22 protein-coding genes and 1 pseudogene are annotated in these 20,770 nt (G+C 41.1%); 2 read left to right on the top strand and 21 right to left on the bottom strand.

What is annotated here, in order from left to right; translation table 11 throughout:
* Positions 1-61: 61 nt before the first annotated feature.
* From OKW21_RS21550 to OKW21_RS21540, 4 genes are all read right to left on the bottom strand, one after another.
* Positions 62-250 (bottom strand): hypothetical protein, encoded by a 189-nt coding sequence (locus OKW21_RS21550; RefSeq protein ID WP_277483295.1) that lies wholly within the window; start codon positions 248-250, stop codon positions 62-64.
* A 45-nt stretch (positions 251-295) separates the two neighbouring features.
* A complete protein-coding gene (locus tag OKW21_RS21545; protein ID WP_277483292.1) occupies positions 296-730 on the bottom strand; it encodes a DUF2231 domain-containing protein in 435 nt (144 codons plus the stop codon).
* 40 nt (positions 731-770) lie between these two features.
* Complete coding sequence (locus OKW21_RS32795) at positions 771-998, bottom strand: GDCCVxC domain-containing (seleno)protein (protein WP_420870118.1); 228 nt, start codon at positions 996-998, stop codon at positions 771-773.
* Positions 999-1,220: 222 nt separating this feature from the next.
* Complete coding sequence (locus tag OKW21_RS21540; protein WP_277483289.1) at positions 1,221-1,538, bottom strand: cupredoxin domain-containing protein; 318 nt, start codon at positions 1,536-1,538, stop codon at positions 1,221-1,223.
* 581 nt (positions 1,539-2,119) lie between these two features.
* Between OKW21_RS21540 and OKW21_RS21535 the strand changes: the two genes are divergently transcribed.
* Positions 2,120-3,112, top strand: coding sequence for an IS4 family transposase (locus OKW21_RS21535; protein WP_277483285.1), 993 nt, complete (start codon positions 2,120-2,122; stop codon positions 3,110-3,112).
* Between the two features lie 3 nt (positions 3,113-3,115).
* On the opposite strand, the pseudogene OKW21_RS21530 reads toward OKW21_RS21535, so the two are convergent.
* Positions 3,116-3,492, bottom strand: a pseudogene (locus OKW21_RS21530) (amino acid permease); the annotation flags it as partial.
* Positions 3,493-3,553: 61 nt separating this feature from the next.
* Between OKW21_RS21530 and OKW21_RS21525 the strand changes: the two are divergent.
* Positions 3,554-4,462 (top strand): transposase, encoded by a 909-nt coding sequence (locus OKW21_RS21525; protein WP_277483283.1) that lies wholly within the window; start codon positions 3,554-3,556, stop codon positions 4,460-4,462.
* Between the two features lie 301 nt (positions 4,463-4,763).
* Here OKW21_RS21525 and OKW21_RS32870 read toward each other — a convergent pair whose 3' ends face one another.
* From OKW21_RS32870 to OKW21_RS21445, 16 genes are all read right to left on the bottom strand, one after another.
* A complete protein-coding gene (locus tag OKW21_RS32870) occupies positions 4,764-5,198 on the bottom strand; it encodes an amino acid permease (protein ID WP_338130079.1) in 435 nt (144 codons plus the stop codon).
* A gap of 3 nt (positions 5,199-5,201) precedes the next feature.
* Positions 5,202-5,405, bottom strand: a complete 204-nt coding sequence (locus OKW21_RS21515; protein ID WP_073094060.1) for an SHOCT domain-containing protein — start codon at positions 5,403-5,405, stop codon at positions 5,202-5,204.
* A gap of 75 nt (positions 5,406-5,480) precedes the next feature.
* Entirely contained in the window at positions 5,481-6,077 is a 597-nt protein-coding gene (locus OKW21_RS21510) for a hypothetical protein (protein ID WP_277483277.1), read from the bottom strand.
* Positions 6,078-6,139: 62 nt separating this feature from the next.
* Positions 6,140-6,379, bottom strand: a complete 240-nt coding sequence (locus OKW21_RS21505) for a hypothetical protein (RefSeq protein ID WP_277483276.1) — start codon at positions 6,377-6,379, stop codon at positions 6,140-6,142.
* Positions 6,376-6,840, bottom strand: coding sequence for a DUF302 domain-containing protein (locus tag OKW21_RS21500; protein ID WP_277483274.1), 465 nt, complete (start codon positions 6,838-6,840; stop codon positions 6,376-6,378). Before OKW21_RS21500 ends, OKW21_RS21505 begins: the two co-directional genes overlap by 4 nt.
* An 11-nt stretch (positions 6,841-6,851) precedes the next feature.
* The gene (locus tag OKW21_RS21495; RefSeq protein ID WP_277483272.1) at positions 6,852-7,238 is read right to left on the bottom strand and encodes a DUF302 domain-containing protein; all 387 of its coding nucleotides are present in this window, start codon (positions 7,236-7,238) and stop codon (positions 6,852-6,854) included.
* A 158-nt stretch (positions 7,239-7,396) separates the two neighbouring features.
* Positions 7,397-7,960, bottom strand: a complete 564-nt coding sequence (locus tag OKW21_RS21490) for a DUF305 domain-containing protein (RefSeq protein WP_277483269.1) — start codon at positions 7,958-7,960, stop codon at positions 7,397-7,399.
* A 47-nt stretch (positions 7,961-8,007) separates the two neighbouring features.
* On the bottom strand, positions 8,008-10,335 hold the full coding sequence (locus OKW21_RS21485; protein ID WP_277483266.1) for a multicopper oxidase domain-containing protein: 2,328 nt from the start codon (positions 10,333-10,335) through the stop codon (positions 8,008-8,010).
* A 105-nt stretch (positions 10,336-10,440) separates the two neighbouring features.
* Positions 10,441-11,025, bottom strand: a complete 585-nt coding sequence (locus OKW21_RS21480) for an AraC family transcriptional regulator (protein WP_277483264.1) — start codon at positions 11,023-11,025, stop codon at positions 10,441-10,443.
* 247 nt (positions 11,026-11,272) lie between these two features.
* On the bottom strand, positions 11,273-11,533 hold the full coding sequence (locus OKW21_RS21475; protein WP_277483262.1) for a hypothetical protein: 261 nt from the start codon (positions 11,531-11,533) through the stop codon (positions 11,273-11,275).
* A 399-nt stretch (positions 11,534-11,932) separates the two neighbouring features.
* A complete protein-coding gene (locus tag OKW21_RS21470) occupies positions 11,933-12,376 on the bottom strand; it encodes a hypothetical protein (protein ID WP_277483259.1) in 444 nt (147 codons plus the stop codon).
* A gap of 198 nt (positions 12,377-12,574) precedes the next feature.
* A complete protein-coding gene (locus OKW21_RS21465) occupies positions 12,575-13,024 on the bottom strand; it encodes a hypothetical protein (RefSeq protein WP_277483258.1) in 450 nt (149 codons plus the stop codon).
* Between the two features lie 66 nt (positions 13,025-13,090).
* Positions 13,091-13,663, bottom strand: a complete 573-nt coding sequence (locus tag OKW21_RS21460) for a DUF3347 domain-containing protein (RefSeq protein ID WP_277483255.1) — start codon at positions 13,661-13,663, stop codon at positions 13,091-13,093.
* Positions 13,664-13,807: 144 nt separating this feature from the next.
* Positions 13,808-15,598 (bottom strand): efflux RND transporter periplasmic adaptor subunit, encoded by a 1,791-nt coding sequence (locus tag OKW21_RS21455; protein ID WP_277483253.1) that lies wholly within the window; start codon positions 15,596-15,598, stop codon positions 13,808-13,810.
* A gap of 1 nt (position 15,599) precedes the next feature.
* Complete coding sequence (locus OKW21_RS21450; RefSeq protein ID WP_277483251.1) at positions 15,600-16,847, bottom strand: TolC family protein; 1,248 nt, start codon at positions 16,845-16,847, stop codon at positions 15,600-15,602.
* A complete protein-coding gene (locus OKW21_RS21445) occupies positions 16,844-20,668 on the bottom strand; it encodes an efflux RND transporter permease subunit (protein ID WP_277483247.1) in 3,825 nt (1,274 codons plus the stop codon). The genes OKW21_RS21450 and OKW21_RS21445 overlap by 4 nt, the downstream gene beginning before the upstream one ends.
* Positions 20,669-20,770 lie beyond the last annotated feature (102 nt).

Here is a 20,770-nt window from a genome sequence, read left to right as displayed (position 1 = left end):
ATTTTTTGTATGAAATTATTTTAGACCCTAAATCTAGGAGACTTAAAGTCAATTGCCATGCTTAGCGGCTGTGTGCTTCTGTTTCTAAAAAATCTCCCTGAGGCCCGCCTCCTTCAATGTAGACTAATTGTGAGCCATAATGTGCTGCTTGACTCACAGTATATGCACCTCCGATAAGAATAAGGGCTACTGCTACCATAGACCAACGTTTTCCTTTGATTACAAAAAGGTGGGTTAGCTGTGCTATCAAAGCAGCAATTGACAGATAAATTGTCCAATCAGCATACAAATCATGTTACTCCAGCACCAGTTTTGCTTGTTCTGTGAGGGCATGTGTGTGAGGATGATACCAACGTCCTGCTGCGTAAGCACCCAGAGCAACTACAAAAATTACGATGGTCAAAACCCAATTTAACTCTTGCTTTAAGAAGAAAATATTAAATATTCCCAAGATAGCTACCAATATTAGCAGTACAATCGGGAAATGCACAAGGAGAGGGTCCAGGTTAGGGAAATCATCAAAATCAGCACTAATCTCTTTAGAACTAGCGTGCGCAGTTTCCTCTTCTAATGCTTCAATATCTTCTTCATCTTCAGAATGATTGTTTTCCTCATGTACAGTAGTTTCTTGCTGAGTTTGTTGATGATTCTCACCTTCGTGTGCATGAAGTGGATAGGTACATTGAAATAGAATAAAAAAAGAAAATGTCAAAATAGTTTGTGTCTTCATTTTGAGCTTTCTAATAAAGATTTTATATGATTATTATATTTTAAAGGTTTCCATCCAGGATATTTTCCAAAAGTCTCCATGCTTGTGCTCTTGGACACTTTACAGAACCATAAGTACAGAATACACAGCATTCATGCCTTTTTGTTTTAATGATTGAGGAGCAATTCATGCACACAAACTCCGAAATTGTTTTTTCCAGGGGCATCCTTTTCAAAATTTGATGTTTACAAATCGGACATCTAAGGGTGGAGAGTTTTTGTACCTTCATAATCTGACAAAATACGCCTGAATTAAGCTAAGTGATTAGCAGTGGAATCAGTAGTTTAAAGCATAAAATATTGTATGGTAATATGGTTTTGTTGTATATTATTTTGCCTCTAAGAAGGGGTGCACAAAAGCCTTTAAGTGTAGCCGGAATCTAGTACTTCATACCATCCCAGTGGATAATACTCTCTTCTGGTAAGTCATTTGTAAAGCGAATACGGACTTTCTATCCTTTACGTACTTTGATGACCGGCCCCAGATAACTCCCTTCTAAGGGTTTAAACGCCTCTTTGTTGCCCTTAATTAATTTCCCCTCATACACCCACACCTTCGTTTTTGGCCCGGATAAAATGGATAAGTCACGTTGCACCGCTTTCAGTTCCAAATCTACATCGGGCTGAAAATCCTTGCTGAGTTCAGGCTTTGCTGTAGTAGAAGATTGACTGTCGCAAGAAGAAAAGAAAGGCCATATCATGGTTACCGCAGCGCCTGCTCCAACCTTTGCCAAAAATTTTCTTCTGTTTATTCCGAAAAGTTCTTTCATATCTCTTTAGGTTTAAATTATTTCCGTATTTGCTTTACCAACCAGACAATCAAAAGCATCAGGACTACCAGCAACAGCCCTCAAAAAAGCCACATCCAGCCTCCACCATGCATTCCAAAATCTGTTCCTTGATCCATCATAATTTTTTGTCTTAGTTTTTACTTAATTCCACCTTGTCTTTCCTCATTTTCAAAAACCACTTTTCCCCTATGAAAATTAGTAGTAATAGAACTGCCGAAACAATAATGAGGAGCATGTCACTTTGCTCTTTCATCCAAATGAAGGCCCCCAAAACAACTACATCAAGGACAATAGTGGCCAATAATATTGCTCCGTTTGCCTTGATTTCTTTCCGTAAATGTTTAAAAATGCCCCATTGTATAATGATGTCCTACTCTACCCGATGATTTTGAGTAAGAAAAAGAAAAGCTGAATTTTGAGGTTACCATACACTCTAAACTCAGCTTTACCATGAAATATTTATTAGAATCAAAGATAAAAAAACTTTGAATGCCTTTCCTGTTGTCCGCCATTTGTCACGACAGAAATTTGTCTGGCAGTTTGTAAAAACAGTTATCAAAATGCGCACTGTGCAATTCTGTGAGTTAGCTACGGAACTGAATGATGAAGTACGAGAGACTTCAAATGAACGGCGCATCCAAGCTTTTTTCAAAGATGCTCTTCTTGATTATCAACAAGTAGCGGCCCTTCTATCTAGGTTTCTACCCCCCGGAGAAGTGAGTCTGAGTCTTGACCGTACGGAATGGGATTTTGGCCAGTGCCAGGTTAATATTTTATGTATCACCGCTTGTGTAGGTAAAGTGGGCTTGCCTTTATACTTTGAGATGTTGGATAATAAAAGTGGGAATAGCAACTATCAAGATCGGATCGATCTACTGAAGCAGTGTGTAAGGCTGCTAGGTAAAGCACGCATCGCTTCAGTCATTATGGATAGAGAATTTATCGGCCATCAGTGGCTGACTTGGCTTCAGAAGGCTGAAATTCCCTTCTGTGTCCGCGTTCCTAAACATCATACTATCACCTTGCGTAACGGTGAAACCTACCAAGCCGAAGAATTAATGGCTCACCAGTCTACACGGTACTTTCAAAATGCTATTGTGGATGGAGTAAGAGTTAATGTAGCTATTAGAAGACTGGCTAACCGAGAAATGTTGTATGTCATCGGTACTCACTTTGCTAAGCAGCTTCCGCACATATATCGCAAACGCTGGACCATAGAGGTTTTCTTTCAAAGTTTGAAAGGACGCGGTTTCAAATTGGAAGGTTCACATTTACGAAGTCTAGACAAGTGGAAAAAACTATTTGCTTTAGTGTGTATTGCTTTTGCTATTTGCCTGTCCTTAGGCAGAGAGTTCTTGGATAAAACACAAAAAGTAGCGATCAAAAAGCACGGCTATCCAGCCAAGAGTACTTTCCGCAGAGGGTTAGATTGGTTCCGGCAGTATTTAAAAGGCAAGCATCAAGCTGACTTTGATAGGCTGCTTCAACTATTTCTGCGAAGAGTAGAGCGAACTGGGGCCTGCGATTATCAACTGATAAATATCATCGGGTAGAGTAATGATGTCCATAATCAGATAAAAGATTGCTCCTAAAGATGCAATCCTGCTGAGATCAAAAAAATTATGGTTAAGGTGATGGCGATGACTATGGTATAAGTCAACATATGCTGTTGCAGGTTACCCGGCATTCCAAAATGCTTATGAGGTATCAGCTTCATTTCGGTAAGCATCGTTGTCATTCTGGACATAGCAAATACATTGGCCAAAACACTGGATACGGTAGCAATGATGGCGATTCCAACGGTGAACCATAGGCCATATTTTCCGAAAGTAGGCCTGGCCGCTTCAGACAGGGAGTAATCTTTTGCTTCTATAATCTTTGGAACAGAAAGATTGACCGATACCGCGAATGCGACCAGCAAATAGACAATAGTAGAGGATATTCTGATAAATTAATATAGGAACAAAAAGGGCAATTTGCTGGCTATTTTTAATATGCAAACTAACAAAAATAACCTAACAGATCACCCTAATTTATTACAACTAACGAGTTTACATCCCGCTGAGTTTATGGATTTGCTTTCCGTCTTTGCCCCCTTGTGCCGCAACTACTTCCAGCATTATGATTTGGAGGGGAATCCCCGGCGTATCCCTAAGTTCAAAGACGATACACGGTGCAGTCTGCCAGGCAGCGGACAGAAACTACTTTTTATTCTGATTTATATGAAGGAAAATCCACGCCAACACTTTCATGGCCAACTTTTCAGGGTGCAACAACCCCGTGTGAGCAAATGGATCAAAGTGCTACTACCCCTGCTTGAAAGAGCATTAGGTCAGTTAAAAGTATTACCCAAACGCTTCGGCAGTGCCTTGTATGCGTTTTTACAGACCTTTACTCGTTATGTGCTACTTATGGATGCAACAGAACGCCCTATACCCCGCTCAGTGGACTATGAGCGGCAAAAGCATGAATACAGCGGTAAGAAGAAAGCCCATACCGTTACCAACAATCTAATTGTTGATCAGCAAGACCAAATCTTGTTTCTCAGTAGTACCTATCCAGGGAGTGTACATGACAAGAGGCTAGCTGATGAAGCGGGGCATTGTTATCCGGATAATACTGTGCTTATAAAGGATTTAGGCTATCAGGGTTATGATCTAGAAAACATTAGCGTGTTGATGCCTCATAAAAAAACCAAAAATGGTGAATTAACACAACAGCAGAAACAGGAAAATACAGATATAAGCCGAATCAGAGTGCCAGTAGAACATGTAATGGCAGGAGTGAAGAGGCTCAATATTGTCAGAGAAAAGGTGAGGTTACGTTTCAAAGATGCTCGTGATCAAGTCATACTCATCGCCTGTGGTTTACATAACATGAGAACTGCTGCTAGAACCTCTTAACAAATTATCAGAATAATGTCTAGTACAGATAAGGAGTGATATTCATATCGCTCTTACTACATTTTTGTGAGGCGTTACAATTTCCTCACCACTATTAGTGATGGTGGTAAATCCTGCATAAGCCAGGATAGCAAGCGCGAGGGCGCCTAAGTAACTCCCTACGGAATAGTCGCCTGAAATTTCAGAAGGGATAGCTTCTCCAAATGAAAAACCAGCCGCTCAAAGTCCTCCTACGGCAAAAATGGCTATACCGCCAACCTTGACAATTGCCATGACGAAGGAAACCCTGTCAATGACCTTATTACCAGCAATGTTGATCAAAAAAAGTGATGACCAATAAAATCACGCCCAGTAGGGGTATCCAGAAATCGTTTTGATTTCCATCAAATAACTGCATGGTATAAGATCCGAATGTACGTGCTACCAAACTCTGGTTAATGACCATGGCGAAAGCCATCAATAGCGCAGCTACAGCTGTTATGATACCTTTACCATAAGCTTTCTTTAAGTACATGGCTATACCTCCGGAAGATGGATAAGCATTTGACATTTTTATGTAGGCATATGCACTAAACCCTGCTATTATTGCTCCGACCAGAAAGGCTATCGGAAACAATGAACCAGAAAATTCAGCCACCTGTCCCAGCAAGGCAAAAATAGCTGCACCAATCATTACCCCGGTTCCCAAAGAAATAGCTCCTGTGAGTGAAAGGCTGTTCTTCTTATATTTACCCACCGTCTATTTGGTCTTTTCCAGTTCTGCTTTTCTTTCTTCAAACTCCGCTTTGTCAATTTCTCCTTTGGCATAGCGGTTTTTTAGCGTCTCCATCGCTGAGCTTTTACTGGTGGATTGACTGGCTCCTTTTTGAAAGATACCACCTCTACCCAGCGCAACAATCAGAACGATGACGAGTATTACCCCGATAATCCATCCGTACATCATAATTTGAGTGTTTAAATTTTAAGCCTGTCAAATCTTAAATTCCTGACAGGCTTGAATATTGAAAAAGAAGAGCTATTAGTTCTGATCCTGACTGCCCTTTCCTTTTTTCTTTTTATCCATCATTTCGTGTCCCTTCATCATGGAGTTCTTGTCCATCATGCCTTTGTCGTGCATCTTTTGCATCATCTTCTTCATCATATCAGGGTTATCCGTCATTTTCTCCATCATCTGGTCGTGATGTTTTTCCATCATTTCCTTCATCATCATCTTTTTCATGGACTGGTCTTCCATCATCTGCTCCATCATTTGCTTTTTAGCCTCCTTGTCACCCATCATTTTTTCCATCATCATATGCTTCTTTTCTTTGTCAGCCATCATCTGTTGCATCATCATCTGGCCTTCCTCCTTATTTCCCATCATATCTTTCATCATCATCTTTCGGTGCTCCGGATTTTGCATCATTTGCTGATGCACGGCCTTCATCGCTTCAGGGTTGCTTGAGAACTGTTGCATGAATTTGTTCATCATTTGCTCATCATTCATGATGGTAGCAAAGACCTCTTCCTGCTTGTTTTCTTTTTTCATCATTTTCTCCACGTTTTGCGCCTGTAAAGCGGAGCTTAATGAAAAGAAGAGCAGGGTAGCAATTGTTAGTTTTTTAGTATTCATCATTTCTATTGTTTATTGGTTAGGTTAATTAATTTAATCTGGTACGAGTTGTGCCTGAGTTGGTACTATTGTTCCATTTCTTCGTTAGTATCCATTGAAGTGGTATCGTTCATCAGGTGTTCGTTAGACTGCCCGTCCTCGTACATGTGATCATTATCACCTTCCATCATTTCAGTCTGTTCATCATCCATCATATCACCGTGATCATTTTGTTGCTGCTCATTTTCAGCGCGGCCACAACTCAACATGATAAAACCTAAACTGATCATCAAAATGAGCGCTCTGATTTTATATCTAGCTTTCATATGCTTGTATTAGATTGTTCAACTTTATCCAATATGGATTTAAATTTTTCTTTTACTTCTTTAGCTTTCTGGCTTACTATTGTATTTTTGGAAAGTCCCCAGGAGACAGCAGCATCAATTAGCGATACCTCTATTAGTTGCCCATCCTTTACATCCTGTATCACAATATTGCAAGGTAATAGTACCCCAAGCTTGTTTTCTGTCTGAAGCAACTCATAAGCTAGTTCTGCTTTGCACACACCAATAAGGGTATAACGATTAATATCTTTGCTCAGTCGTTGCTTAAAGTACTCATGCATCTTCATTTCACTGATTATCTCAAAGCCTATATCATGTAAAGCTTGCCTGGTATTTGCCACTGTTTCATCAAAAGTTAAGTTCGAGAACCTCCTGCTCAAACAGTATGAGGTCTCTTTACTTTCTTTGTAATCGGGCTGAGGAAGTGGATCTTTATTCTTCATAAAAGTTTGATTTATAGTTTCTCAATAACGGCTTTGAGTTTGATGCTAATTTCTTTGGCGAGGTCGTTCAACTTTGGGCTGTCAACCGCCTGCATGGAGGCCACCGGATCCACTGCCGCGACCTCAACGCCATCATCAACTTGCTGTACAATTACATTGCAGGGCAGCATCGCGCCAATTTTATCTTCGGCTAACAATGCTTTATACGCAAAAGGCGGATTGCAGGCACCCAGAATCTTGTAAGGCCGAAAATCTTCATCCAGCTTTTTCTTAAGCGTTTCTTTTACATCAATTTCGGTAAGGATACCAAAGCCTTCATCTTTCAGGGCATCCATTACTTTTTGAATAGCTTCCTCGAAGCTTGCGTCTTTTAATATTTTTTCGTGGTAGTATTTCATGTGTTTATATTTTTTTCTGTTTCGTCTTAAGAGATTATAGTGATTTGAATTGTAAAACGATGTAACAATTGTTACACATCTGTATAGCTAACCCTTAGTAAATGATCCCTATCACTTTGAGACGATCAATGATTACCTTACAAGCTTAGGTCAGCCTGCTATTCAGTCAGGTTTCGTGTTTCTTCTTCAAGCAAACCTTCAAACTCAGGCAAGGGCCTGTTTTTCTCTTCCTCTTCTGTTTCTACCACACCATTTTCTCTGATGTCATTGATCAACCATTGCATTTCCATGATTTCCCTACGCTGGGCTTCGATGATCTCATCAGCGAGTTCCCTTACCCTTATATCCTCAATTTGAGCACGCTCACTCGTCAAAATAGCAATTGAATGATGTGGAATCATGCCTTCCATGTAGTCAATACCCGTAACAGTGACCTGGCTTCTTACCAAACCTATACCACCGGCAATCAATACTATACCCAATCCGATGGTCGCTATGTTTGCCCCTCGATTTTGATACATATTCAGCATAAACAGGAGCATTATGATGATCATGGAACCAGTCATGATCAGCGTCATAAAAAGCCTCGTTTCACTGAACCAGAAATGATCAATAATCTGATAAGAATGGGTATACATTAAAAAAAACATTGCTACCATAGCGGTTGCAATCATTGCGAAAAATTTAGTGTAATTGTTGCCGTGTTTCTGTTCGCTTTGCATCTTTTTGAGTTTTTATAATTTAATTGTTTTAAAAGTTTATAGTTTGGTCAAAATCTTAAGGATAAACCTCCTCCCGCGCCGAAGCGATTATCGTAGCTCCCCATAAGTGAAAAATTTCTGTTCAGGAAATATTCCACACCAGCTGACCAGGTGGTCTCTTCCTTATAATCTAGCGGCACATCAGTTCCTTCTTCAGTTAAAGTGTTTACCCAACCAAAGTCTGCCTGATACTCATAGTTCCCGAAAATAGCGGTACGGGGAAATATCATGATCTCTCGGCTTATTCGGATTTCAGGTCGTAATTTATTATCGACTCTTACATCCAGATTGAACATGTAGGGTGTAAAGAATCGGATACCGGCAATAGCGGTTGCTGAAATTTCATCCAGGCTATTTTCTATCTCGTTTTCTACGTTCATCCCAGCAAATATCCTAAAGTAATCATACAGATAGTACTCATAGGTAAGTTCGGCTTCCATATTTTGGTTGTATCCATACTCGGCATTCAAATTAAATTGGTTTCTGATGTTGGAAGAAACGAGGTTCAACTCTGACATATGAGAGGCGACATCAGCCAATCCCCAACTATAAAAGTGGTTACCTTCTCCAAATAAAATTTTGGCTGGAAATTCTTCCATTCGTGGATCGCGCTCTGTATCGTAGCTTACGGCTCTGGCCATACCTCCTATCATGTGATAGAGTACGTGGCAGTGCAAAAACCAGTCGCTGTCTTCAGTGGCATCAAATTCAATCGCCGTTTTTTGCATAGGGGGTACATTGACGGTATGTTTTAAAGGAGAGTATTCTCCGTGCTTATTTACCACTCTAAAAAAGTGCCCGTGTAAGTGCATGGGATGGTGCATCATCGTCAAATTGTTAAAGGTGATGCGCACCTTTTCTCCCTGGGAAATCTTGATCATGTCAGCTTCAGACAAAGGGACACCGTTCATGCTCCATATGTAGCGCCACATATTACCTGTAAGGTTAAGGAGGATATTTCTTACCGGTTGATCTTCGCTTATAGTGGTACTTGTAGGAGCTTTCAAATAGTTATAGTTGTATTCTGCGAACATATTCATACCTGCCATCTGATCACCTGATGTCGACTCGTTCATCTCCATACTATTTTCATGATCTATTTGTTTGGATGCATCCTCATCAGGCATGTCCATGTCTCCATTTTTATAAATATGGTGGTCCATGTCAGCATGATCCATACCCTCCATGTTCATTTCGCTATCCATCTGCATGCCCCAATTCTTCATCATTTCCTGTGGTTCTTCTTCACTTGGGTTATACTTCATAGCCGGAGCTCCCATCCGCATATCCATTTTTGCCATCTGTTGCATCATTTTGATTTTATCAGGACGTGGAACTTCCGAAGCAGGAATAATGTCACCGGTCCCAAGGTAAGCCACAGAGTAGCCGGAACCATCTTGTGCAGTGGCTCTAAACTCTATCTTCCCTTCATCAGGAATTGTGACGATAAAATCATAAGTCTCAGCAATGCCAATAAAGGTTTTGTTGCGTTTCACCGGTACCACGTTTAAACCATCTGCTGCTACCAACAATGGGTCTTCTCCACCAAAGGTCATCCAAAATTGCGAGGAGGCTGCACCATTGATAATCCGCAGACGAACCTTATCTCCCGGCTCAAACTGGGGGTATTCCTGTACTTCCTGGCCGTTATTGAGAAAAGCCGGGTAATAAATATCTGCTATATCTGCGCTTTCCATCCTCTGTCTCCAGAAGTTCAGCTGGGCACCGAAAGCACCCCGGGCGATCACCTGGTTCAGCGGTGTGGCCGTCCCTTTCTTGATATTGTACCACTCATTGCCACGTTTTAGGTTCCGCAATACATTCATTGGCTTCTGGTGAGTCCAGTCAGACAGTATCATCACTAACTCCTTGTCATAATCCAGGATTTCTCCCTCCTTAGGTTCAATCACGATAGAACCATAGACCCCACTCTGCTCCTGCAACATGGTATGAGAATGGTACCAATAAGTGCCCGATTGTATCAACGGAAACTCGTATTTCTGCGTCTGACCGGGTTCAATAGGAGGAGTAGTCAAGTAAGGTACACCATCATAGAAGTTGGGCAACAATAGCCCATGCCAGTGGACAGATGTTTCTACATCCATCTCATTTTTCACATAAATAACAGCATAATTTCCTTCTTTAAAGCGAATTGTAGGCCCCGGAATACCTCCATTGACCGTCATACCCATAGATTCTTTTCCAGCCTTCTTAACCATCTCTTGTCTGATGGTAAGGTTATACACTACTGTATCTTGTGTATCCTGGCTATAGACAATATGTGAAGTGAAAAGTAATAAAAACGATAAGGATAAAAAGTAAATATGTAATTTCATTATGCTAACTGATATGTCTAGTATAACAATCCCTCAGATAAGGTGCTGTTTAAAGTGAGCTTGAAATAAATGTTAGAAATTCTGTATTTTTTTTATGAAATAAATTCAAATCCTGTTGAGATAAGTCCTGCCTATCTTTTCTGCGTTCTTCTTATAATCAGAAATTGACATGCCGGTAACTTTCTTAAATTGGGCGGATAGATAATGTACGCTACTATAACCCAGTTTTCTGGCAATTTCACTTACATTGAGTTCGCCATAATCCAAAAGTTCTTTTACCCGTTCTATTCGCAAATGGATGTAGTAACTTTCCAATGTCCTGCCTTCGTGCTTTGAAAAAAACTTGCTTAGATGTGCATAGTTCTTTCCTACCTGAGCGATGAGAAAGGCAGAAAAAATTGGTATTTCTTTTTTTTGCCCTGCCACAGTTTCCTGAAGCAGCAAGTAATCCAGGACAGCAGATTTCAGTTGCTCAACCAACTTGCTCTCCGGGTCGTTTAACAGTTCAAATCCATGGTTGTCAAGTTTTTTCTCCAAAGTAGTGAGGTTAACTGAATCAGGGATTACGACTGTAGCATAACCGGGTCTGAAGTCTATCACTTTGATTCCTAAAGATTTCATCTCAATGCGGATGACTGTTTCGCAACGTGGACAGATCATATTCTTTATATGCAGCTTCGTTTTCTTCATAACGGTATCATTTAACCAGTGCTTTCTGCTTAGGCTTTTGTAGTTTAAAAAAGACAATGTGATAGCCAGACGGGATATGGAAGAAAATATTAGGATGCTTTGTAACCAACTATCTTATTAACAGCATAAGAGCCGCGAAAAAACCCGCACGCTCACACTGTATAATGCATCTGTGGTTAGCAATATAAATTTACTTCGCTATGAGATATAGCAGTCCCAGGCTATCCAAGAAATGATATAGCGATGGCTAATTGAGAAAAGATTGGATAAATATCCGTATGTCAGGCACTTTAGGAGGGGGATATTTGTACCTGATGTTTGGAATATCAGATTCCAAACTACTATTACGCATTATCCGATAGGACAAAATGAAAAGAGGAAGAAATGCCTGAGAGGTTTTTGTTCTTTCAGATGAATTGTCTTTAAGTACCAGTTCCTTTCCGATCAGTGATTCTGAAAACTCATTACAACATTTTTCAGCATGATCATACGGAAGCTTATCGTCCATATCTCCATGAGCATGAGTGGCATCATGAATCTCATGAGAAACGCTTGAATGAGTATCGGACTTATTAAATATCTCACTATGACAAAAACATATACCAATAACACAGTTAAAACTAATGCTCCCAAAGCAAGCATAAAGAACCAGTAAAGAACTGGCAATATTTATTCGTGATATGTTATTTTTTCTTCGCAACCTCTGTACAATTGATTATTATAAAACTAAAGAGGGTGATAAAAGTTATATAATTAAGTTAAGGTAAACTAATCTACATTTCAATTAGAAACCCCTTTAACCTTAATTACTACTTTCTACACAAAATATGGAGCTGACTTACAACAAATAAACATAATATCTAAAATTCCACTCTAGTATTGTCATTCCCTGTCAGACTAACTGAGCCTATCCATAGGCTTTCAAAAAGTATTTACTTATCAGGTAAATCAAAATGGGTAAAACTAAAAACTGTAAGAATGGGGAAAGGCCAACTTCAATAACAGGAATGATGGGCATGCTTTCAGCGTAAGCCCAATGGTCAGCAGAGACATGACTCATTTCAGATAGAATTGCCCCCATTCCACCAACCAAAATTACTAATACAATACGTTTTTTTTTTAACTTCTGAATCCAAAAAAAATCTCTGTAAATCAGGGCAAAAATATAGTAAAGTAGCATCACCCACATAGCATCAGCCACTGAGGCTAGTGCACAAATTGAAATATGCTTAATATTGTATTGGAAACCTTCATAAAGAGGTCCTTGTAGAACTTCCCAAACCAGATTAAACAGAAAAGCCAAAATCAGTATATGGATTACCAACTTCTTATATGTTGTTTGATCAGACACTTTCCTTAAGAAATACACATAACCTGTTACTAACAGGACCAGAGCAGCTACTGGTACGATGAATATGTTAGGTTCCAAGCTATCCATGTAATAGACTTTATTGTGTTATAGACATTACAAATATTATAATAATAATTTATGGATGCATTGCTGGTTGATAAACCATATTATATATCTTCAGTTGATAAAAAAGTATCCTTATTTTGTCAGGGACTGGTGATGAAGATGAAAAGTGGCTTCTGATTTATAATAAGAGACTTGATTGTCACTGCCGGATTGGAGTACAATAAAAGCCTCTGATTTATCTATTACCTCTCCCGAATAAGGATCAGTGGCGTATCTTACCTGAGCATCATTCTGAATTCTGCCTACACACATCTGACAGCAGCCATAGTATGTTTTTTCTTCATAGGCGACAGGAATTTGCTTCTTACCTCCCATATAGGCATCATTGACCATGCATACCAGTTCAGGAGAAATCCCCTCCTGCTCTATATCCTGTGCCTGTTGTACAGGTAGGATCTGATTATCTTCATTCAGCTTAGTGAAATTGAAATAGGTGAAGCCAAATAAAGCAATAACCAAAACGGATAAAGCTGCAATGGTAGTAATTACACCGCTTGTGTTGTTCTTTTTGCTTTTTTTCATGATAACAGGATTTTATAGGGTGGATTAAGAGGCACAAAAAAGAGTGCCTCTTTGAAATACTCAGCCTTACAGGCTTTCTTTGACTGTTCCACACTTCAGCATCTTATCACCGAAGTAAGGATTGCGGATTTCCTTATTGTCGCTGAGCCAGTAAGCACCTTTGTTGTTATTAGCCATTGGGCAGTACTGATAATAGGCTTCTTCATCACCTATACCAAAGGCTTTAATGCTTTGATAGAGTGCTTCGCTAAAATGGGTGAAGCCTTTTCTCTGCTCATCTATAGCATTGGATTTTTCTACGGTTTCCAAATTACTTTTAATTGTTTTGAGGTGATCCATCCAGTCCATGTGTGCATGGTCCTTCAGAAGCTTCATGTCCACTTTAGATAAAGCTTCCTGCACGGGATTTACAGCCTCTTTCACCTGGGTCTTGCTGGAAGCTACAAAAGCTTCTTTTAAATCCAGACTTGCCTGGTAAACTTCAGCAAGCTGCTGCTGAAAAGCTTCAGGCGTTTGATAAGTTGCACTTGTGCTGTGATGATTTCCTTCGGTCATCTTACTATGATCATGGCTTTGTGCCTTTGCACCAACTGCCAACAGACTTAATCCGAGTGCTACACTTAAAATTTGCTTTTTCATGATGTTAAAATTTATAGGTTCAAAATTTGAATAATAGATAAAGTAATGATGATGATGAATAGTACAGACCATAAGGTCCGACTTACAGTTTTCTTTATTTTTGAGGGCTTTTGTTCATCCCCCGCTTTACAGCATTCTTTCATTTTACTTGATATTTTCCTGTACCTCCCCACAAGTGAGCATAGATTCCCCGAAGTAGGGATTGCGGATTTCCTCTTCGGTACTCAACCAATTCGCCCCCTTATTATCATCTGCCATTGGGCAAAACTGAACGTACAGTGTCTGATCCAATGGGTTAAAGGTTTTGGTCATGGCAATCATTCCTTCAGATACCTGCTGAAATGTAGTTCGTAGTTCGGCTATCGTTTTAAGGTGCTGAACATGTTGCAATGCATTTTTCAGGTCACTGCTATAGCTCATCCAGGCATTGTGTGACTCACCGGTAAAAGCAGACATATTCACCTTATCCAGTGTTGTTTTGAGATCGGAAGCGGCTTTTTGAGCCTGATCAAATTCATCGGTCGTTAAGGCATCCTTAAATTTGAGGTATTCAGTATAAAGGGGCCGCAATGCTTCTTTCGCCTTCTGACTAATTGACACTGGCTTGGTCTCTTTTTTCATGACCTGGTCTGATGAAGCTGGCATGTCCATACCCCCGTGGTTATGCCCTGTCATAGCCGGGCCTCCTTCCGGATTCATCATGCTTGGCTTACCAGCCAACTGTGCTGCCGCATCAATGCTAAAGGTACCATTGACTGCTATCTCTTCCCCTTCTTCAAGGCCACTCTCCACGATAAAGCTGTCACCCAAACCTGGCCCAAGCGTCACATCACGCATCATGAAACTTACTCCACTAGCGGTAGTGTTTTTTACATAAACTACCGAACGCTTGCCTGTCCACATAACAGCAGTTTTGGGAACTACTATGTTGTTTGATTTTTTGGGCAATATAGCTTCTACCGTACCGGATGCAAACATTTCAGGTTTTAGCTGATTGTCTTTGTTGGGCATTTCTACCCGTGCTTTGGCTACCCTGGTTTTTGGATCAATTACCGGATCTAAAAAGCTTATCTTGCTTTCAAATGTTTGTCCCGGCAGTGATTGAACTGTGAACTGCACCTGGTCTCCTTTATTTATCCAGGGCATATCCGACTCATACACATCAAACATCACCCATACGCGGGATAAATTCGCAATCTCATAAATGGGCTCTCCTCGCTTAATGTAGTCACCCACATTTACATTTTTGCTCAACACATAGCCTGAAATATCTGCCGTGATTGGAAATTCATCAGAAGGGGTGCCCCTTTCTAATATTTTATCTATCTGGCTGTCTGAAAGCTTCCAGTTTTTGAGTTTTACCCGTGCTGATTTAAATAATTGTGGCTGTGTCTCTTTAATTTTTTGCGCTTCAAATAATTCTTCCTGAGCAGTAACCAAATCCGGAGAGTATATATACGCAATGGCCTGCCCTTTTCTTACGAACTCACCGGTGAAATTGACCATCAGCTTTTCTATCCTGCCCGGTATATGGGAAGACTGAGAAAAAACCAATCGTTCATCTTCCTGTACCTTTCCGTTCAATCTGACCGACTTTACAGGATCCATGGTACCTACAGCAGCCGTTCTGATATCAGCCAGTTGCATGGCGGTAGGCGACATACTTACTGCCATGGGATCAAGTACTTCATTCTGATCATCCTCCAAAGGAATAAGGTTCATGCCACAGATAGGGCAGTCTCCAGGTTCACCCTGACGGATCTGAGGATGCATGGAGCAAGTCCACACGGTCTCTCCTGCTATTTCTGTAGTGTGCTGGTGCTCATCATCCATTTTACTTTCGGATGATGAACCACCAAAAATCAACCAACCCAGCATTAAACCTATTGCCAGTGTTGACAGTGCTATGATTATTATTTTTTTATTTGCGTTCATCTTAATATGTTTTTGCAGTTAAGTAATTGAGTCTGGCCAGGGCAATTTGATATTGTGTTTCGGCCGTTGCCTTCATCTTTTCATACTTTAGCAACTGTTGCTGCATACGTAGTACTTCTTCAAATTCATTTCCTGAATTCCCATAAGCCGTAAACAATAGATTTAAAGCCTGATTGGATTCCTGAATTTGTTGATCATATAACTCAAGCAATTCCTGCTGTTGTTGAATTTCAAACCAGGTCATTTCGTAGCTTGACGTAAGGGCATTGGCAAAATCCTCTTTTTGGAGTGAATAGCTTTCCTGCATGAGCTGTGCTTCTTTAACAGCGGCTTTGTATTTATTCCTGAAAATGGGAATACTGACAGAAACCATAGGCATCAAAGCATTTTTGCCATTGTCTTGCGGAGCAGCCATATCGGAGGCCAAGTCTGTGCGGTCTCCAACCAACACATAGTCCAGACCCAGGCCAAACTTTGGAAGTCCTTGTTTGTAAGCTACCTCTTCACTTGCCTCACTGGAGGCTGTTTTTAAGTCCAGTTCTTCCAATACCGGATTACTATCAAATAAAGAATCTTTTCTATAATCTGATTCTAACACAGGGGTGGGCAATATCTCAGATACCTCTACCTCTTCGGATTCGTTTCGGTTGAGCAGGTTATTAAAAGTGACTCGCAGGGGCTTTTCTTTTTTAGAAAGAATTTCCAGATTGGTCTGCGCCTCTTTGAGCATAATATCCACCCGAAGTACATCCACCATCGGTCCCTCTCCATTTTCAAACTTTTTAGTACCAATGGTTTTATAAGACTCCAGTATTTCAATATTCTCCCGCTCAATCTCTTTCCATTGATTAAGTTCATAAAGCGGATAATAGGCTGCTGCCACCTGGTAGTATAACCTGTTACGAGCGTCTAAGAAGGCTTGATATTGTGCCTCTGCCATTAAAGCTGCGGCATTTCCCTGTGCCCGTAGCGTCCCAAACCAGGGAAACATCTGGGTCAGGGAAAACCTTGCCTTTTGTGGCCCTACCCTCGTTTCCACCGGTGAAATGAAATAACCAAAAGAGAAATTAGGGTCCGGTAAAGTATTTACCTGCTCCACCTTCTGTATGGCCGCTTCAAATTCCCGATATTTCGCCTGTAATCCCGGATTGTTTTCCGCTGCTATTTTAAAATAGTCATCCAGGACCTGCGCCTGACTTACGCTGGTTCCGAGGAAAACAAGTATTACAATATTTACAATAATCTTCATGGTTGTGTCTTTTTAAATTTTCTTTCTTCCCTCATAGCGTATAAAACCGGCACGATGAAGTAGGTGACGGCTGCGAAGAACATACCTCCGAATGCTGGAATAGCCATTGGGATCATGATGTCTGCTCCGCGACCCGTTGAGGTAAGTATAGGCAGCAAGGCAATGATGGTGGTGGCGGAGGTCATCACGGCAGGTTTTATTCTTCGTTGACCAGCTTCCACTGTTGCCGCTCTTATTCCTTTCAGACTGTCTGTTTTATTACGATTAAAACTTTGATCTAAATAAGTAGCCATTAATACCCCATCATCAGTGGCTATACCAAACAAGGCAATAAACCCGACCCAAACAGCCACGCTCAAATTGATAGTATGTATTTGGAACAAGTCTCGGAAATTCGTACCGAAAAGGGAGAAGTCCGCAAACCAGGTCTGGCCATACAACCATAGCATGATAAAGCCTCCACTAAATGCCATGGCAATACCAGTAAACACCATTAATGAAGTCGCTACAGACTTAAATTGGAAGTAAAGGATGAGGAAGACGATACCCAATACCAACGGAACAATGATTGAAAGCCTCTTTTCAGCCCTTACCTGATTTTCATAGCTTCCTGAGAACTTGTAGCTGACCCCGGCAGGAACGACTAAATCACCTGTATCTATTCTTTCCTGAATAGCTGCCTGGGCATCATTGACCACTCCAACTTCCGAGTATCCGTCCCTTTTGTCAAATAGTACATAACCCACCAAAAAGGTTTCCTCACTTTTGATCGCCTGTGGCCCCCTCACATACTCAAAGTCCACCACCTGGCTAATTGGTATCTGTGCTCCTGTAGGTGTAGGCAAAAGAATTTTACCCAATGATTCGGGATCGTCCCTGAGTTCGCGCGGGTAGCGTACCCTCACCGGAAAACGTTCGCGTCCTTCCACGGTAGAAGTAATTTTCATTCCTCCAATGGCAGTTTCAATGGTCTGCTGTACATCTTCCACATTCAGCCCATAGCGCGAAATCTCATCCCGGTTGATGTTGAGATGGAGATAAGGTTTGCCCACAATACGATCAGCAAACACCGCTTCCTCTTTTACAGAAGGAACATTTTTTAGTACTTCCTCTAGTTGAAGGCCAAAATCCTCAATAGTTTTAAGATTAGGACCATAGACTTTGATACCCATGGGAGCCCTCATGCCTGTTTGGAGCATGACCAGCCTGGTTTCAATAGGCTGCAGCTTTGGTGCAGAAGTAACTCCAGGAATTTTGGTGACCTTTACAATTTCATTCCAGATATCATCCGGGGATTTTATCTGCGGCCGCCAGTTACGGAAATAATTCCCATTATCATCAGGGATGAGTTCCGCTATTGTAACCCCTCGGTTAATGGCTTCTTCATTAGAAAGGCTATCACCGCTATTGAGTATGAAGCGATCTTCCTTATCAACTTTGAACCTTAGCCTGTGCCCTTTTTCACTGAGCATGTACTCCGTTTTATAGTTGATGATATTTTCGTACATGGAAATAGGTGCCGGGTCCAGTGCAGATTCTACCCGGCCTAGTTTGCCTACCGTTAATTCTACTTCTGGAATGTTGGTCAGGAGCATATCCAACTGACCAACTACTTTACGGTTGAACTCAATACCGGAATGCGGCATGGACGTTGGCATCAGCAGGAAACTTCCTTCGTCCAGAGAAGGCATAAATTCTTTTCCTACACCCGGGAAGGTATGGGTCAAGCCTGACCAAACTGTAGTTGTCCGTACATCCCATCCGAGATTGTCCAATGCTTTAGGGATAAACCCGAAAATGGTATTAAAACCCAACCAAACATTAGCACCAAGCAAAATCAAGAAAGTAGGTATCAATAAAAAAGTTACTTTATTATCCAGGCACCATTTTAATATAGATTTGTAGTAATATTCTAAAAGCGTAAACGACCCCAGGATAAATCCTACCAATAAGGTCACGAAAATAAAGTTGAGTAACAGAGACTTTGAGGCTCCCAGTGGTAGCCAATATTTAGCTAAAAGCCAGATTACGCCAATGAGTACAATGATCAGCTCGGCATAATTAAAGAGAAATAATACAGGCCTGGAAAAGCGTTCCTTTTTAGTGTCAAAAAAATTCTTTACAATTCCGATTGCACCAAATAGTACCAGCAATACACCCCCCCATATCTGCCCAATAAAGAGCCCTATAATTCCAAATAGCACTAATGCGTAGCCGCCATATTTCTTAAGAAACCTATTCTTGATTTTGAACCCAAAGAACCAATGTGCCAAAGTAGGCATGATCAACAGACTCACCAACAGGGCAGCTATCAAGGCAAAGGTTTTAGTAAAGGCCAGAGGGCCAAATAATTTACCTTCGGCAGCTTGCATGGTAAATACCGGAATGAAGCTGACAATGGTGGTGGAAACAGCGGTGAGAATAGCGGTACCCACTTCTGAAGCTCCATTGTAAATGGTATCTATCAGTTTTTGACCGGGAGGAGCTTCATCTATATGCTTGATAATATTTTCAGAAAGGATAACTCCCAAGTCCACCATTGTACCAATGGCAATGGCAATTCCAGACAAGGCCACTATATTGGCATCCACACCAAAATAGCGCATGGCGATAAACACCATCAATACCGCAATCGGCAGGATACTTGAAATGAGAAATGAAGCCCTGAGATTATACACCATCACGATCACTACTAAAATGGTAATGAGCACTTGAAGCGAAATGGCTTCTTCCAGGGTTCCCAATGTTTCATAAATTAGCTCGGAGCGGTCATAAAACGGAACGATAGTCAACTGGCTTTCCCTTCCATCTGCCAACGTTTTTTTAGGCAGTCCCGGGGCTATTTCTTTGATCTTATCCTTGACGTTGTTAATGACCTGCAAGGGATTGGCACCATAGCGGGCCACCACTACGCCACCTACCACCTCAGCACCGTCTTTATCCAGCAGGCCTCTACGGGTGGATGGCCCCAGGGTAACTACACCTATATCTTTAATACGAACGGGAACATTTTCCTGAACGGCCACCACGGCCTTTTCAATGTCTTCTACTTTTTTGATGTATCCCAAACCACGCACCAGGTATTCTGCCTGGTTGATCTCAATGGTTTTAGCCCCCACGTCTTTGTTTGATTTCTGTACCGCCTGCATTACTTTATGCAAGGGAATATCATAGGCTTTTAGGGCATCAGGGTTAACATCAATCTGATATTCCTGTACAAAGCCACCAATAGAAGCCACTTCCGAAACGCCTTCTGTTGCATTTAATCCATATTTAACATAGAAGTCCTGTACGGTACGGATTTCGTGGAGATCCCATCCTCCGGAAGGGTTTCCGTCCTTATCTCTGCCCTCAATCGTATACCAATACACCTGGCCCAGCGCAGTGGCATCAGGGCCGAGTGCGGGCTGAACCCCTTCCGGTAATAAGCCGGAAGGCAAGGAACTTAGTTTCTCAAGGATACGGGAACGTGACCAGTAAAACTCTACATCTTCACTGAAAATGATGAAGATACTGGAAAAGCCAAATATAGAAGAACTCCGTATAGATTTTACGCCCGGAATACCTAATAAATAGGTAGTCAGCGGATAGGAAATTTGGTCTTCTATGTCTTGTGGTGATCGGCCCTGCCACTGGGTAAAGACAATCTGTTGGTTTTCTCCTATATCCGGAATAGCATCTACCGGAACGGGATCAGAAGGTAACGCACCTATCTGCCAACCGAAAGGGGCGGTCACAATGCCCCAGGCAATGAAGCCAATTAAGATGAGAACGGTAACTAACTTGTTCTCAAGAAAGTATTTAATGATTTTATTAAGCATGTTATTTACATTCAACTTTTGAATTGATTTAAAAAGGCATAGTAATAATGCCCCAAGGCTCTAAAGAGCTAAGCCTTGATCACGATCAATTGAATGAAATGC

Source organism: Catalinimonas alkaloidigena (assembly GCF_029504655.1).
Lineage (GTDB): Bacteria > Bacteroidota > Bacteroidia > Cytophagales > Cyclobacteriaceae > Catalinimonas > Catalinimonas alkaloidigena.
This window is presented reverse-complemented; position numbering and strand designations above follow the sequence as displayed.